11 protein-coding genes and 1 pseudogene are annotated in these 15136 nt (G+C 60.8%); 1 reads left to right on the forward strand and 11 read right to left on the reverse strand.

Annotation, left to right across the window (positions count from 1 at the left end; translation table 11 throughout):
• The 10 genes and pseudogenes from FHT84_RS21875 to FHT84_RS21920 all read right to left on the reverse strand — a co-directional run.
• Positions 1 to 3988 (reverse strand): filamentous hemagglutinin N-terminal domain-containing protein (locus FHT84_RS21875; RefSeq protein WP_183768583.1); only part of this gene is annotated, 3988 nt, incomplete at its 3' end.
• 192 nt (positions 3989 to 4180) lie between these two features.
• Positions 4181 to 4735, reverse strand: coding sequence for a hypothetical protein (locus FHT84_RS21880; RefSeq protein ID WP_183764165.1), 555 nt, complete (start codon positions 4733 to 4735; stop codon positions 4181 to 4183).
• Between the two features lie 58 nt (positions 4736 to 4793).
• Positions 4794 to 5216: a hypothetical protein gene (locus tag FHT84_RS21885; RefSeq protein WP_246698601.1), complete on the reverse strand. Its 423-nt coding sequence runs from the start codon at positions 5214 to 5216 to the stop codon at positions 4794 to 4796.
• 55 nt (positions 5217 to 5271) lie between these two features.
• Positions 5272 to 7050 (reverse strand): ShlB/FhaC/HecB family hemolysin secretion/activation protein, encoded by a 1779-nt coding sequence (locus tag FHT84_RS21890; RefSeq protein WP_183764137.1) that lies wholly within the window; start codon positions 7048 to 7050, stop codon positions 5272 to 5274.
• A gap of 21 nt (positions 7051 to 7071) precedes the next feature.
• Entirely contained in the window at positions 7072 to 7749 is a 678-nt protein-coding gene (locus tag FHT84_RS21895) for an invasion associated locus B family protein (RefSeq protein WP_112339811.1), read from the reverse strand.
• A 321-nt stretch (positions 7750 to 8070) separates the two neighbouring features.
• Complete coding sequence (locus FHT84_RS21900) at positions 8071 to 9291, reverse strand: DUF1501 domain-containing protein (RefSeq protein ID WP_169643870.1); 1221 nt, start codon at positions 9289 to 9291, stop codon at positions 8071 to 8073.
• Positions 9292 to 9293: 2 nt separating this feature from the next.
• On the reverse strand, positions 9294 to 10799 hold the full coding sequence (locus FHT84_RS21905) for a DUF1800 family protein (protein ID WP_183764133.1): 1506 nt from the start codon (positions 10797 to 10799) through the stop codon (positions 9294 to 9296).
• 75 nt (positions 10800 to 10874) lie between these two features.
• Entirely contained in the window at positions 10875 to 11324 is a 450-nt protein-coding gene (locus FHT84_RS21910) for a periplasmic heavy metal sensor (protein WP_183764130.1), read from the reverse strand.
• Positions 11321 to 11770 carry a hypothetical protein gene (locus tag FHT84_RS21915; RefSeq protein ID WP_183764128.1) on the reverse strand — a complete coding sequence of 150 codons (450 nt, stop codon included), beginning with the start codon at positions 11768 to 11770 and terminating at the stop codon, positions 11321 to 11323. Before FHT84_RS21915 ends, FHT84_RS21910 begins: the two co-directional genes overlap by 4 nt.
• A pseudogene (locus tag FHT84_RS21920) lies at positions 11763 to 12359 on the reverse strand (RNA polymerase sigma factor); the annotation flags it as partial. The gene FHT84_RS21915 and the pseudogene FHT84_RS21920, both read right to left, overlap by 8 nt.
• A gap of 676 nt (positions 12360 to 13035) precedes the next feature.
• Between FHT84_RS21920 and FHT84_RS21925 the strand changes: the two are divergent.
• A complete protein-coding gene (locus FHT84_RS21925) occupies positions 13036 to 13677 on the forward strand; it encodes a TetR family transcriptional regulator (protein WP_183764126.1) in 642 nt (213 codons plus the stop codon).
• 157 nt (positions 13678 to 13834) lie between these two features.
• Here the strand turns inward: FHT84_RS21925 and FHT84_RS21930 are convergent, their stop codons facing one another.
• Complete coding sequence (locus tag FHT84_RS21930; RefSeq protein WP_113249703.1) at positions 13835 to 14926, reverse strand: porin; 1092 nt, start codon at positions 14924 to 14926, stop codon at positions 13835 to 13837.
• Between the last annotated feature and the right edge of the window lie 210 nt (positions 14927 to 15136).

Consider the following 15136-nt stretch of genomic DNA (forward strand, 5'->3'; position numbering starts at 1 on the left):
TGTGCCCGGTGATGGTGGCGGCCGTCACGCTGGCTGCGTTGATGTTGATAGTACCGGCGGCTTCCACCGTCGATGCAGAGAATCCGCCACTGAGCCGCGCAGCCAGATTCCCGGTCTGGCCAAGAACGATATTGCCACCGGATGCGTCCGTTGCGGCGAAGTCGATACCGGCGACGACAGACTGTGCCGACAGGCCTTGGCCGGTGATCAGGACATTGCCGGCCGCGAGAATCTGGCCGGTGATGCTGGTCACGCCATTCAGCGTGGCATCGCCATGGGCAGTGACGGCATCCGCGCTTACGGTCGTACCGCTGGCCGAAAAAGTGCCAGCCGAGAGCAATGTGCCGGTCTTGATCGCACCGGTCGAAGCAAGAGTCAGATTACCGCTTGTCGTCTGGACGATGTTCCCATTGGCGGCTGCCGTTGCTGCGAAATCGACGCCTGAGACAATGGCGCCGGCTTTGATGCTCGAGCCAGAGATACCGATGTTGCCGCCGCTAAGCATCTGCTGATTAACGGTGGTTGCCCCGGCGAAGGTGATGTCTTTATGACCTGTGACGGCATCTGTCGTCACAGTCGCGGCATTGACGTTGATGGCACCGGCGGCTTGCATCGTCGATGCCGAGAACCCACCACTCAACTGAGCTGTCAGATCCCCAGCGCGATTGCCTGCAATCGTCGCGGTCTGACCAACAACGATATTGCCGCCGGCGGCATTAGTTGCGCCGAAGTCGACGCCCGCAACGACGGTCTGCGCTGCCAGACTTTGGCCAGTGATCAGCACGTTACTGGCGCCCAGGATCTGGCCCGTAACGCTGGTGGCACCCCGGAGCGTCACATCGCCATGCGCCGTGACGCTCCCGGCCGTGATAGTAGACCCGGCCGCATTGAGGCTACCTGCCGAGAGTAGTGTGCCAGTGTCGATGTTGCCCGCGGCGGCAAGTGTCAGATTGCCGCTTGTCGTTTGGACGATACTTCCGTTTGCGGCTGCCGTTGCAGCGAAGTCTACACCCGAGACCGCGGTACCGACCTTAATGCTCGAGCCAGAGATGCCAAGGTTACCGCCGCCAAGCAACTGGTTGGTGATATCAACGCGACCGCTTGCGGTCGTCGTGGCGACACCGCCAGCTGCCGTGCCGGAAAGGCTGATATCCTCGTGACCGGTAATCGCATCTGCAGTGATGGACGCGCCGCTGACGTCGATGGCACCCGCAGCCTGTATGGTCGGCGCCGCAATGGCGCCATTGACGTTCACCGTCAAATTCCCGGCGTGGCCAAGGACGATATTGCCGCTGGCCGCATTGGTCGCATCGAAGTCGATGCCGGAAACGATGGTCCGAGCCTTCAAGCTCTGGCCGCTGATCGATACGTTGCCGGACGCAAGGATCTGGTCCGTCACGCTGATCGCGCCGCCGAGCAGCATGTTGCCATGGGCCGAGATATTGCCGGCCGTGACCGTCGCGGCACCGGCAGTGAGATTGCCGGCAGAGAGCAACGTTCCAGCGCTGAGCGCGCCAGTGGCCGTCAATGTCAGATTGCCGGTTCCGGCTGATGGTGCGCCAAGCACGACGCTGCCTCCGGCCGCATTGGTGGCGGCAATGTCGACGCCGGAGACAATAGCGTCCGCCTGGATGCCAGAGCCGGAAACGCGGACATTGCCGCCGCCGAGGACCTGACCGATGATATCAACACTGCCGCTTCCGGCTGCCGCACTGGTGGCGCCTGAAAGCACGATGTCCTTGTGGCCGGTGATCGTGTCGGCGGTGATGGTCTGGCCGGTGGTATTGATCGCGCCGGCTGCAAGCACAGTCCCTGCCTGTATGGCGCCAGCACTGTCATTGATCGTCAGATCACCGCCACCCGCACTGAGCACGATATCACCGCCATTGGCTTTGGTCGCGGCAAAGTCGACGCCGGAGGCGAGAAGATCGGCGCTGACACCATTGGCGTTGCCATTGATGGTGATATTGCCCGCGCCGAGCAATTGGTTGGCGACATTGACGCCGCCGGCGACGCCGACGGCTCCATGGCTCGTGATGTTATTTGCCTGCAAAAGAGCAGCGTGGGCCGTCAGGTCGCCGGCCGACAGCAACGTGCCGACGGCGATGGTGCCGGCGGCAGCTTTTAGATCGAGTGCGCCGGCCGAACCTAGGACGATGTTGCCACCGGCGGCGTTGGTCGAGGCAAAGTCGACGCCGGCCGCGATAGCGGTCGCCTCAATGCCAGCCCCGGAGATCAGGATATCGCCCGCCCCCAGAATCTGACCACTTGCGTTTATCGCAGCGTTGACGGTCAGCCCACCATGCGAAGTAACATTGGCGGCCGTGAGCGAAGTCGCGGTCGCGGTAAGATTGCCGGCTGATTGAATATTCCCCGCCGTGATATTACCGGTCGCACCGGTGTTGAGGCTTCCAGCCGACTGCAGATTGCCAGTGGCAATCGTGCCGCGAGTCGCCGTCAAGCTCAAGTTGCCTGCGGAGCCAAGAACGACATTCCCGCCAGGATCGGCACTGGTGGCAGCAATATTGATGCCGGAAACAACCATGCCGGTGGAGATTGACTGAGCAGTGGCGCTGACATTGCCCTGCGCCAGGACATTGCCGGAAACGGCAAGACTATTACCAGCGGTAAGAGCGAGATTGTTGTAGCTCAACAGCGAGGCGGCCGAGATCGAGCCGGCCGTGGCAGTCAGAGTAAGGTCGCCGGTGCTGCTGGCAGCACCACCGATCGCGATATCGCCGGAAGTGGCGACAAGCGTCGCAGCACCATTGCCAGCGGTGACGCTGCCGGCGGCAATGCCGCCGTCCGAACTCAGCTGCACGCTCGTGCCGCTGTTGACGTCGCCGGAGGCGCTCAAGAGACCGGTGCCGTTCGCAAGCACGATATCGCTATCCGCTGCGACTGATTGCAGGGTGATACCCTGGTCAGCCTGAACCGAAACCTTCTGTCTCGAGGTCACCTTGGCGGCCGTCGCCTTCTGTTTCGAGGTGATGGCAACGCCATCGCGGCCAGAGGCATTGCCGATCGAGATCTTGCCGTCGGCCGACAGCGTCAGTTCGCCGGCATTGGCGGCCATGTCACCGCTCATCTTGACGCCGGCGCCCTTCTCGGTGACGACGACCTTGATGCGGTCGGCCTGCATGGCGCCGAGTGCCGTGCCGTCGATCGCGTATTCCGGCGTGCCTGACGTGGCGGTCAGCGCCGTCGCTTCGCCGGTGGCATAATTGTATTGGCTGGCGCCGCCCGTCAGGCGGATGGTCTTGCCGTAGACCGGCGCATTGACATGGATATTGCGGGCAACGACGTCGAACAGGTCGACGGCGCCGGGGGCAGCCGCGAAGTTTCCGCCTGCCCCTTCGAAGGTGACGTCGCCGCCGTTGACGGTGAAGCCTGACAGGCTGCCGTCGGCGCCGATATTGGGCACGCCTGATGTCAGCGTCGCTCGCGGCGTGTTGATGAAGCCGCAGCCCGCGCAGGTGATCCCGTTTGGATTCGCGATGATGACGTCAGCCCTGCCGCCGAACACTTCGGTCGGGCCGTTCAGCGCGGAACGATTGCCCGACGTGACTTCGTTTAGGATGACCGAAGCCGGGCCGGAATTCCTCAAATTGGGATTGCCGGGGGTGGCGCCGCCCAGGTTCGAAGTGCCGACTTCACCGTTGAAGTTATTAAGGATGAGGCCGGGCGTGCCGACGTTGAAATTGTCGTATTTGTTATGCGACAGGCCCGTGCCATTCGGGGTGACGATATCGATCAACGGCACACCGTTCGGGGCAGCCCCGACACTCGGCTGGTTTGCGGCGGGTGCCGAGCCGGCAGCGGAGACGGATTGCGCATTGGCAATCGCTGGCTGCAGGAAGAGAAGCAAGCTCAGAGTGACGGCGAGCGACTGCCGCCCAAGACGCAGGAGCGGGCTTCGCAGATCAAACGCGACCTCCCTCTCGTTGGCCGCAAGCCGCGATCCAACCAATGCGATCTTCTTGCTCATCACACGCCCTCACTGGTGACTGTGCGGCAAGCTGAACTTGCCGCAATTGAAACTAAGCTTGCTGATCGATCGCGACATCCGGGGCCTCGCGAGCACCGCGATTTCGGCCCCTGGCTGACGCAATCTTTCTGGCCGGCATAGGCCGTTCACTCTGAACCCTCTCGGAAAGCCGACATCGCAGCCGGCCTCCCGCTATTTCTTCGTCAGCAACCACTGCTTGACCTGCTTGGTGAAGGCGTTCGACAGCCGTTGCGCCAGAATATCGTCAGGCCCTGCGGCCGAAGCTGCGTTGACGGCCATGGCCACAAATATGCCGAGCCCCTCTCCGCGCATGCCACTGTTACCCGCCGCAATGGGCTGCTCGGCAATGAGATGCCCTGTCTTGGCGTCTTCCAGCCTAGCTATTCCCGCAATCCGGCTGTCGCTGTGAATAAGAACACGTCCAGCCTTCGTGGCCAGATCGACCACATGGAGGCTGACGACCAACCGCGCTCGCGTTGGACCACCGGGTAACCCGATCAGCTCCTTCTCCATGGTCCCTTTCAACACGCGGACAACCGTGGCCAATTGCGGATCGGGTTTACCTTCCGTGAAAAGGCCTGTCATTTTGATATCGGGTGCTGTCTCGATGCGGATTTCGCGCACGGAGGTCTTTTGAAGAGCGGCCACAAGACGTGGGTCCGTTGTGACGCAGGACGCGAGTAACATCACGAGAACAAGGGCGATACCGCCGGAGATGTATCGCATCGCCTGAGCGCCCAAGGCACCTGCTACAAATATCAAGCGCAAATCCACCTTCGCCTCCTCAACCGCCTCTTGCGGCCGGCGCCGTCTTCCCGCCGCCGTCGAGTTTCTTGTAAAGTTCGCCCAATTGAGATTTCGGCGCCGGGCACTTTCGTGAACGGGCAAGGTCCGTCAGCACCTGATTGCGATTGCGCAATGCGTCGATCTCGACTTTTTCGGGTGACTTGGGGTCCATGAAGAACAGAGCTGGCCAGAAGAGAAGAACGCCGGTTGCACCAAGAATCACGTTCTTGCCCTGTGCCTGCGAGCGCTCCTTGACCGTCGAAAGGATCTGGCGTTCGTTCGCTGCAAATTCACGGTTGACGCCGCTGCAATCCAACCCGCCGTCACCGGCACTGGTCGATGCGATCGGATGTGCTTCACGACCGCCGCAACCGGAGAGTATGATTGTGCAGCAAACCAGCGCCGTGATCGCGAGCGGCATCAACGTGGCCCGATCATCTTTCTTTCCCAAAATCATGATTTCCCTCAAAATATGATCACCATTTCACCGACGTGCTGACGAACAGAAGTCCGGCCTCATGCCGATCGACCGTGCCGCCCAGCACATCCGAATAACCCATGTCAAAATTCACATGCCCGCCGGCGAGCTTGGCACCGACCGTCCAGCCGAGCATGTCGCCACCCTGGATGCGGTAGCGCGCCTGCGAAGCGATCCGGCCATAGTCCAGGCCGATGTAAGGCCGGAACTCGCCAAGGATCTTGGCAAGCTCGGCATTCTCGCCGAAAGGCTGCGTACGCCAGACGAGATCGTTGCGGATGAAGAAGCCGTTATTGCCGAACAGCATGGTTTCGCGCGTACCGCGCACGGAGGAATAACCGCCAGCCGATATCTGCTCGGCCCCGAACAGGTTGTCGGGCGAATATTGGCCAGTGACGAGCGAATTGAGTTCGAAGCGCTGATCGGCAAGCTCGAAAGGCCGTGTCATGGTGATCGTGCCAGTGAACTTCGAAAAGCGAGGATCCGCATCCCCTGCTCCGGCATCACCGGGAGCGACGGCGTCAAAGAGGTTGAGCCCCTGACTGTAGGAGAGATCAAAGACCCAAAGGCCGCCCAGCATACGGCGCGAATGCGAGATACCGAGATCACCGACCGTATATTTGCGGCTGCCGACCTCTATTCTGTTGCCGAGCAGGAAATTGTTGGTTTCCTTATAGGTCAGGCCGCTGTTGAAGGTGGTGATCGAATCCTTGTCGCGGAAGATCACGCGATCGGCGCCGATCCCAACCTGTTTGGAATCGCCCGAGGTGTTGAGCGGCCCAAAGTTCCCCGGAACCGAGCTGTTATATTCGTACCAGGAGCCGTTCGCCGAGAACGTCCAGTATCCGTAGGGCACGCTGACATTGCCGGAATAGCTGTTGCTCTTGCCCAGCCCGTCGTCCCGCCACGGATAATCCGGGCCGCTATGCTCGTATGAAAAGTTCCATTGGTCGTTCACGCCGAACAGATTGTCATAGCCGATCGAGGCCGAGGACTTGGAGTATCCCGTCTGCTCTTGACCGAGATTGCTGTTGCCGAAGGAAAGATGCCAGGGGTGATCCGGCTTGTTCTCGATATTGAGGATCGAGGTGCCATCCCTCTTTCCCGGCAGCATCGCGGTCTTGGCATTGTTGGAGGTCAGGCGGTTGATCTGGTCGAGGCCCTGTTCGATGTCGCGCAGATTGGTGATCTCGCCTTTCATGCCGGGAAAGGCCGTGGCGATCACAGCGGAATCCGGCGCCGGCTTGCCGTTGATGTAGATGTCGGCAAGCGTGCCTTCGACCGCGACCAGGCGCAGCACCTTGGTCCCGGCAATATCCTGCGCCGGCACGTAGACACGGGAGCTTACGAACCCCTTGTCGAGATAAAGATGCGTCAGGTCACGCAACAGCCCGTTGATCTCACCGACGCCGACACAGCGGTTCGCATAAGGTGCCGTGATTTTGCCTACGGTGTCGGCCGAAAACTGCCTGACGCCTTCGACCTCGACATGGGCGATCGCAAAACAGGGGCCGACCTTTTTGCCATTGGCAGCCGCAGGCTGCTGGCCTTCCGCCGGAGAAGACTTCGGCGTCATGTCACCCAGGGCTTTCAGGCGCTGCTGCTCGGTCTCCTGCGCCTGCCGGCGCGCGAAATCGTCATTGGGTGTCTGAGCCGCAGCCTCAGACACCATCAGAATTCCTGACAGCAATGCAACCGTTAACGAAGGGGTAGAAGACCACTTCTGAAAGCCTTGGCCGCACCGCGGAGCGGTGATCGGCCCCAACGCCGATATCATGGGGCTATTCCTGTCGTCCGGTTACTTGGAGACAGGCTTCTGCAGCGCATCCAGCGCCGCCGGCAATCCCTTCAGCGAGAACTTGATGTTGACCTTCTGGCCATTCATCATCTGGACATGGCCGGTGCCATCGGCGGCCTTGGTCAATGCCGCCACCATCTTGCCGTCCAGTTTCTGTTGTGCCCAGCAACCAGCCTGGTTGCAGTTGCGGTAGGCCAACTGCACCACGGGCTTGTCAGCCACGTCGATGCCAAGACCGGCTGGAATGTACATGTTCAGCGGCACCAGCGTCGTCAGCACGAGATCGCTGGCCGGCTGCTTTGCTGCCTTCTTGTTTGATGCGGCCGGCGCATCCGCCGCCTTGGCGAACGCCATCGTCAAGACGTTCACGTCCTGGTCGCCCTGCTTGATCGTGGCGATCTGCGCCACTTCGCAGTTCGTGATCGCCGATCCGTCCGCCCCCTTGCCGTCGACGCAGCGATAGTACCAGTCGTCGAACTTCTGCACCCGCGCCTGCGGTGCTGGCTGCTGTTCATTTGCCGCTGGAGCGGGAGTTTGAGCAGTGCTTGTATTGGAAGGGGGATTTGCGGCTGGTGCTGGCTGCTCCTGCGCCGTTGCGGAGGATGCAAGGAGCGCACTCGACAAAAGCATGACGGATGTCAGGATTTTGATGGAAAACGTCTTACTCGTGAGGGACATTCTAACTTTCCAAAGTCAAAGCCATTCGCTTGCGCAAGGCGCACCTTGCTCAATCGGCAAATCGTCAAAATTCATGAGAATGCACCTCATACGCGGCGCGGCCGATCATCGGTTAAGGCGTTACATAGCAGAATTCTAATCCATGCATCAGAAAGTAGCGGGCACTGCGCAATGATTCGTGCACGTTTCTGGGGAAGCGTGTCGATTCCGCAACATTGGCGGTTGCTATTCGCAGCAGCTGTGCATCGTGCGGCACAACACCTACAGCTAATGGGTGATTATTTAGGCCGGTCGCGATTGGTCAAGTGATCGGATCGCGGCTCAGGCGATCAGCCCTTTCATCGGCAGGACATGATCGGAGCCCGGAAAGACATCGCGCGCCAATATGGAAGGCGATGTGCCAAGCAGATCGACGGCGATCCCCTTGACGATGGCGCGCAGATCCGTTGTGGCGGCAAGATCGCGGCCATCGCGCAATTGCGCCTGTTTGAGCCCGGGCCAATCGGCAATCACCCGGCCGCCCCGAATGGCGCCGCCGGCGAGGAATGCCGCCGTTCCGGTGCCGTGATCCGTGCCCTGGGTGCCGTTGACCTGCGCCGTGCGGCCGAATTCGGTCGCGACCAGGATGGCGGTATCCTTCCATGCTGAGCCGAGTTCCTGCTGGAACGCGGCAAAGGAATTGTCGAGCCCGACCAGAAGCTTGTTGAGCCGATCCACTTCGCCGGCATGGGTATCCCACCCCTCGAAGGCCAGCGCCGCGACGCGGGGGCCGTCGTCCTGCGCCAATAGACGCGCGGCACCTCTCGCCATCTGTTCCATGCCTGTTGGATCGCCGGGGCCGCCTCTGGCCTTGACGTCGAGACCGGCGGCAATCTTGCCGGTCGAAATGCCCTCGGCGAGGATTTTCGCAAAGAGCGGATCGGTGTGGTTGTAAAGATCCATCAGCCTCGGCGGCAGGTCGTCGCTGACCGGCTGCAGATTGGATGGCGACCAGCCCAGCACCGGTGCCTTGCCGCGAATGACGAGTGGTGCATTGGCGCCGATGGACAGGCCGCGGATCTCCGAAGCTCCCGGCGAAACCTTGTCGCCCTTCGGCAATCCCTCCAGCATCCGGTTGAGCCAGCCGGAATCGACGCGGCCGGGCACCTCGTAGCCGGACTCCAGCACGTCCTGTCCGTCGAAATGCGACCGGTCGCGATAGGGCGTCGCACTGGCATGGACGACGGCCGCCTGCCCTGCGCGATAGAGCCGGTTGAAATTCGGCATCGACGGATGCAGCGCGAAAAAACTGTCGAGCGGGAGAGCGGCATCGGGGCCGCTGGTCGTCATGGCGATCGATTGCCGCAGCGTCTGATAATCGGGATCGCCGACGGGCGGCACGGCCGTTAGACCGTCGAGCGCGCCGCGCAGGATGATGGTGATGAAGCGCGGATCGCGCCCGCCGGCGGCATGGGCGAAGCGCGGGATGAAGGCCCAGGCGAACAAGGCGCCGGAAGCGCCGAGCACGGCACGACGAGTGGGGGTCATGAGTTCGCAGGTCATGGTCAGCGCCTTTGAAATTCGGGGGAAAGATATGCGATCGTCAGGCCCTGCTTGCGGGTCTCCGCACGCGATACGGCCTGCAGCGTTTCATTGGAAAGCAGCGGCCCCAGGCTGTCGGACACGAAACTGCGCGGGTCGACCTGCGGCGGCACCGCATTGGCGATCATATTGGCGACATCCATGCGCATGCTGAGGCTCTCGCTGGAAGCCCAGACATCGGCAGTATCGGCAAAGCCGTTCGGTCCGGCCGGCGCCCAGAAGGGTTGGCCCATCGCGGTCAACGCGCCGAGAATGACATTCGGTTTCGGGGTCTCGCCGCTTGCCCGCAAAAGTGCCGCCATGAATTCGAGCGGCGAGCGAACCTTCGATAATGTCGGGTTCCATGCATCCTCGGAGCCGACGAGCGCCCGATAGACGGCGGAAAGATCGCCATCCGTCTTGCTGAACGTCGCAGCGACGGTCTGGACAAGCCCTAGCGGAGGCGTATCGGCCACGAAATGACGGACGAGCTTGGTGGCGATATGCTGTGCTGTTGCCGGATGGCGGGCGAGATCGCGCAGCGCTTCGCGCCCCTGTCCGACGCCATTGTCGGCATAGGTGAGGCCAAGCAGCGTCTGATCACCGGGCTCATGCGCGCCCGCGTTGAAGACGAAGGTGCCGGGTGTCCCGAGCTTGCCCTCGGCGCGCGCCACCGTCCAGCCGGTAATGATCTTGGCAAGCGTCGTCACGTCGGCCTGGGTATAGCCACCATTGACGCCGAGTGTGTGCAATTCCAGCGTCTCGCGGGCAAGATTTTCATTGAGACCGCGCTTCCTGTTGGCATTGGCCTTGGAGTTCGGCCCGATCGACTGCTGATTGTCGAGATAGGCGAGCATGGCCGGATGGCTCTCGACGGCGAGCAGCATATCCGAGAAACGACCGAAGACATGCGGCCGGATGGCCTCGCGCTCGAAGGCACCGGCAACGATATGAACCTCTTCGCTCTTCGAGACGGCGACCGCGAAATGGTTTGCCCAGAACATGGCAAGCCGCTCGCCAAAGCCGATCAATGGCTGCCGGATGGTGCCGTTAAAGCGGGCATCCACTTCCGCCAGCAGGACCTGCTGCGGAAGGTAGGGCATTGCGGGTTTTTCCAGCTTCTCGACGGCTTTGCCGATGACAGCCGCCATGGCCTGATTGTTTGGCTGCATTCCCATGGTGCCCGATGGCTGCGCCTGAGGTTGTTGCGACTGCGGCTGCTGTGGCCCCTGCGCCGCCTTATCCGGCTGTGTCGCGGCCTGCTGCCTTGCCTCCTTGCGCTGCTCCTGGAAGGCATAGAGGGAAACGAGAAGATCGGCGGTGGATTGAAGCTGCGGCCCGACGGGTACCGGTACAAAGCGCTCGGTGATTTCCTCCATCAGCGCTCCGTGCGGATCCGATGCGATCGACGCAATGCCGTTATGATCCGCCCCTAGCCCAAATCGGGAAAGGGCGAGCGCGGCATAAACGTCATTCGATTGCTGAGCCATATTCCTGCCAACTCCTGCATCAAACATGCTCCTTAAACGCGAGGTTCGTTCCGATCCGTCGCTTGGCAAGTATGATCATTTTGTGGCAGCGGCCCTCGACGCGCTGCGGCGAACGAGGCTTTCGGCAAGCGCGCGGCGTTCGTCGTAGGAGAGCGTTGCGGCGAAGTCGACAGCGCGTTCCTCCAGCTTCGTTCTGAGGCCGATATCGGCATTTCGCGCCCGCGCCAAGGCAGCCAGAAGCGCTTCCTTGTCCAGCATCGGCTGACCCAGAATGGAAGCGGCGTCTACCTTGGCCTGCTGCGCCTCGAGAATGGCCTGCCGGTTGTCCTTACGCGCCTCGTTGAGTGCGGCACGCAAAGCTTTCTTCTGAACGGAAGGCAGTTGCTCGCCGGCAAGCGGCATCATCCCCGCACGTGCCTGCGTCTTGCGGATCCACGTCAGGCCGCCGCCCGCCAATGCTCCGATGAGGAACGTGTTCAGTACCAGTAGGGAAATGACCACTATTCTAAAACTGCGATCCGTCATTGGCTGTCCTGCACTATGCCCGCGTCCGGCCCGATGTCGCCGAACATGGTTGCGGTTCCGTCGGAGACGACCGAAGCATCGGAGGTCAGGCTGGGCGTGAGCACCGCGATAGCGATGCTGCCGGCGAGCGCGCCAGCAATGCCGACGCCGACAAGGCCGATGCCGGCGGAGCCGAAGCGGAACCAGCTTCTAACCGCCAGGCGGCGGACGAAGCCTTTAAGGATTCGGCGTTGCAGATCCACATGGCCCGGTCTGACGACATAGGTATCGAGCAGCGCATCCAGATCGGCGGCGCGCGCGAGAACTCCGGCGGCGGCCGGGTCTTTTGCGAATTCACGCGCGGCGGCGCGCTCGGTCTGCGGCCACCGAGCGATATCGCCACCATAGGCGGCGGTCAGTTCCTCGAACCGCCCGGCATTCATCGGACCTGCGATATTCTCAACCATCGCCCTGTTCCTTCAACAAAAGCAGCTGCAACGAGCGTCTTCCACGCGCAAGCAAGCTCTCCAATGCGTCGACGCTGACGTCCATGATCTCGGCCGCCTCGGCATTCGACAGCGCCTGATAATAGACCAGGATGATCGCCTCGCGCTGCCGGGGCGCGATCATCTGCATCGCCCGTTCCACACGCTTGGACGGATCGTCCTCGCTCATCAGGCCCGCATCCGGCGCCGGCCCTTCATATTCGATGTCGGGCGGATGCTCGGCAAGAACATCCTTGCGTCGGCGCAAGCGATCGTAGCAAAGGTTGATCGCCACGCGATGCACCCAGGTACTGAAGCGGGCATTGCGCTGGCGCCAGCCGCCGGCGTTGCGCCAGAGGCGTAGAAACGTCTCCTGCGCCACATCTTCGGCTTCGCTCGCATCGCCGAGCATGCGGGTTGCGACGGCCATGATGCGTGGCAGCTGCCTTGCCACCATCATACGCATTGCCGGAACGTCACCAGCGGCGATACGGCCGAGCAGATCCTCATCCGCATCGCCGCTCCCGGGCGTGCGATCCCACTTCATCGACAATCGCCACCGCTCCTGTTTCGCGCGATACCGGCGTGACGCGCCACCCGGTTCGGGCTTTTAGCAAGGAAGCTCGGCCTGGCCGTCAAATCCGGCAAGCGGCTTCCGTCAGATCGCAGCATCTCGGTCAGCGTATCATCCTTCGACATCAAGCATGGGTTCGCAAGAAGTATGGGGTCGCAGGGATTGAACGGCCTATCCGCCGAATTCCGTCGCTCTTACGTCGAGGATTTTTGGATTTTCCTCCCTTCCCCGGCAACTATCTATCGAGCGAATACAAAAAGAGCCGGCTCAGCCGGACGTGGAAGCCTCATCGATATGAGCGGATGGAGTTGCTAACGCCGGAGATCAAACATGCCCTGTGCCCCGATTTGACTGGCGCATCGTTTCCGGGACAGGCGAACTCGGCTTCGTACCGCCAATATATTGCCGCTATGGCTACATATTAGCATCCGAACATTTTCGACCTTTCACTCCCCAACGCGAGGAAACTGCACACGGAAACTTGCGCCTGGCTTTTAGGCGCTTGACGAAGCGCTCCCGTTGCGATTTCCTTCCTTAATTTTAGGGGATTATGTAATTGGGCCGCTTTCTTGTGCATTGCTGATGTGAGGAGTTTCCAGCGATAAGCGGCGATGGTGGGGTAAGAATGCCAAAAAAGAGGGGTACAGCTTGACTGATTTCTGTGGAGACATGAATGAGGCGCACTAAGGAGGAGGCGGCGGAAACGAGGAGCGAGATCTTGCACTCTGCAAAGGCTCTGTTTCTCGACAAGGGTTACGAGAATGTCAGCCTTGAGGAGATAGCCGCAGCGGCTGGTGTAACGCGGGGGGCGGTGCACTGGCATTTCAAGAACAAGCAGGGATTGATGTTTGCGATCCGCGATGAGGCCCAGCAGCCGTTTCAGGAGCTGGCTGAGCGGATGTCGAAGGAACTCCCGACAAATCCGCTTGATCTCGTGGCCGAGGCGATTGCCGGGATATTCGACGATGTCCAGGGCGACCCGCGCAAGAGAAGCATGCTGAAGGTGATGATGCACCTCGACATGGCCTTTTGTGACGGCACCACGAACCGCGCCAGCTCCTTCCGCCACGATATGCACGAGCATTTCGAACGCATATTCACCCTGATGAATGAAAAGACGAAGCTGCCCGCGCCATGGACGCCGGATACGGCCGCCTCCGCGCTGACGGCGGTCATCGGCGGGCTGATCACCGAATGGACGCTCGACAGGGGTAATTTCCAGCTCGTGCCTTGCGGACAGATGTTCATCAAGATGATCTTGAAGACATGGTTCCCGCAGGAGCGGACACATGAGGTAGAGACCTCGGCTGCATAAGGCGGGTCACGCGATATCAAAGCCTTGAACAAAAAAGGATCCGGAGGGAAAGCCGGATCCTTTACTTTGATCGGAGGTCAACCGATCGGTGAAAGAAGCCTGACGGATTGGAACATCAGGCTTCCCTATACCCGGCACGAGGCCGGGTAATTCAAAATTAGAAGCTACGCTCGAAGCGCAGGATACCAGCCCACTGATCTTCGTTCACAGAATCGAAGTTGGTGTAGGAGACTTCCGGCTCGATGAGCAGGTTCTTGACCGGGTTCCACTTGACGTTCGTGGTTGCGGCAAAGATCTTCGAGTCGGTGTAGGCGAGCTGCAGGTTCCACTTCAGCTTTTCGTTGATCGGAACGGCAACGCCACCCCAAACGGCCCAGTCACCCCAGCCGCACTTGGATGCATCGTCGATGGGGCAAGCCGAACGGTCGAGGTTGGTACCTGCATACTTGTTGAGCTTGTCGCCATCGGTGTTCCAGCCACCCATCAAGAAGGCCGAGAACGCGCCGAAGTCGGCATCGACACGAGCCTTGATAGCGCCTTCTTCGACGATCGAGTCGTAACCGCCAACGACCTTGAAGCCCCATGCGCCAGACTTGAAGCCGGCACCGGCGACGACGTCAGGAGCATAGTGATTGCCCTTGTCGTCGGACCACCAGCTTGAGCCGTAGGAGGCGTCGGAGCCGCTGGAGTTCGAGTCTTCAACCGAGATCACAGCCGTGAAGCCGTTGCCGGCATCGTAGCTGTAGGTCAACTGGTTGAGTTCGTACGGGCCGTCATAGATCACGTCGTCGTTGATGACGTCGCCGGCATAACCGATGTAGTAGTTATACTGGGAGTCGGCCTTACCGACGAGGAAGCCGCCGAGGCTGATATTGGCGAACAGCAGCTTGGTGGAGGTGGAGTTGCCGTCGTTCCAGTCCCAACGGACGACCGTGTTGGTCTTCAGCGGGCCGTATTCGGTGTCGGTCGCGGTGTCGATGCTCAGCTCTGCACGGGTGTGCCACAGCGTACCGTTCTTGCTGTTCGGGTTGTAGGCATCGTACCACTCGCCTTCGGTACGGACACGGCCGCCGATCTTGAGGCAGGTTTCAGTGCCCGGAATGAAGAAGTAACCAGCACCGTAAGCGTCGCAGATGCGGACGTATTCCAGCGGCTCCGGCTCTGCAGCAACGATAGCGTCAGCTGCTTGGGCACCGGAAACTGCTGCGAGCGCAGCAGCGGAGCCGAGAAGAAGGCTCTTGATATTCATATTAAACTCCTGGTTGTAATATGCATTTCTAATTTGCCACGAGTGCTGAGCTGGAAACCACCTTGAAGATCGACCCGGTCGAAAACGCGACCGCGCAGCCCGGCAAGTACGCACGTAATGTTGGCTTGAGTCCCCTCGAACCTCCATGATTGTCCCCGCGGCAAAGGTCTTGAAATGCCCCTACCGATCCGGCCGATCGCTCGACCGTAA

This window comes from Rhizobium sp. BK289 (genome assembly GCF_014193575.1).
GTDB classification, from domain to species: domain Bacteria; phylum Pseudomonadota; class Alphaproteobacteria; order Rhizobiales; family Rhizobiaceae; genus Rhizobium; species Rhizobium tropici_C.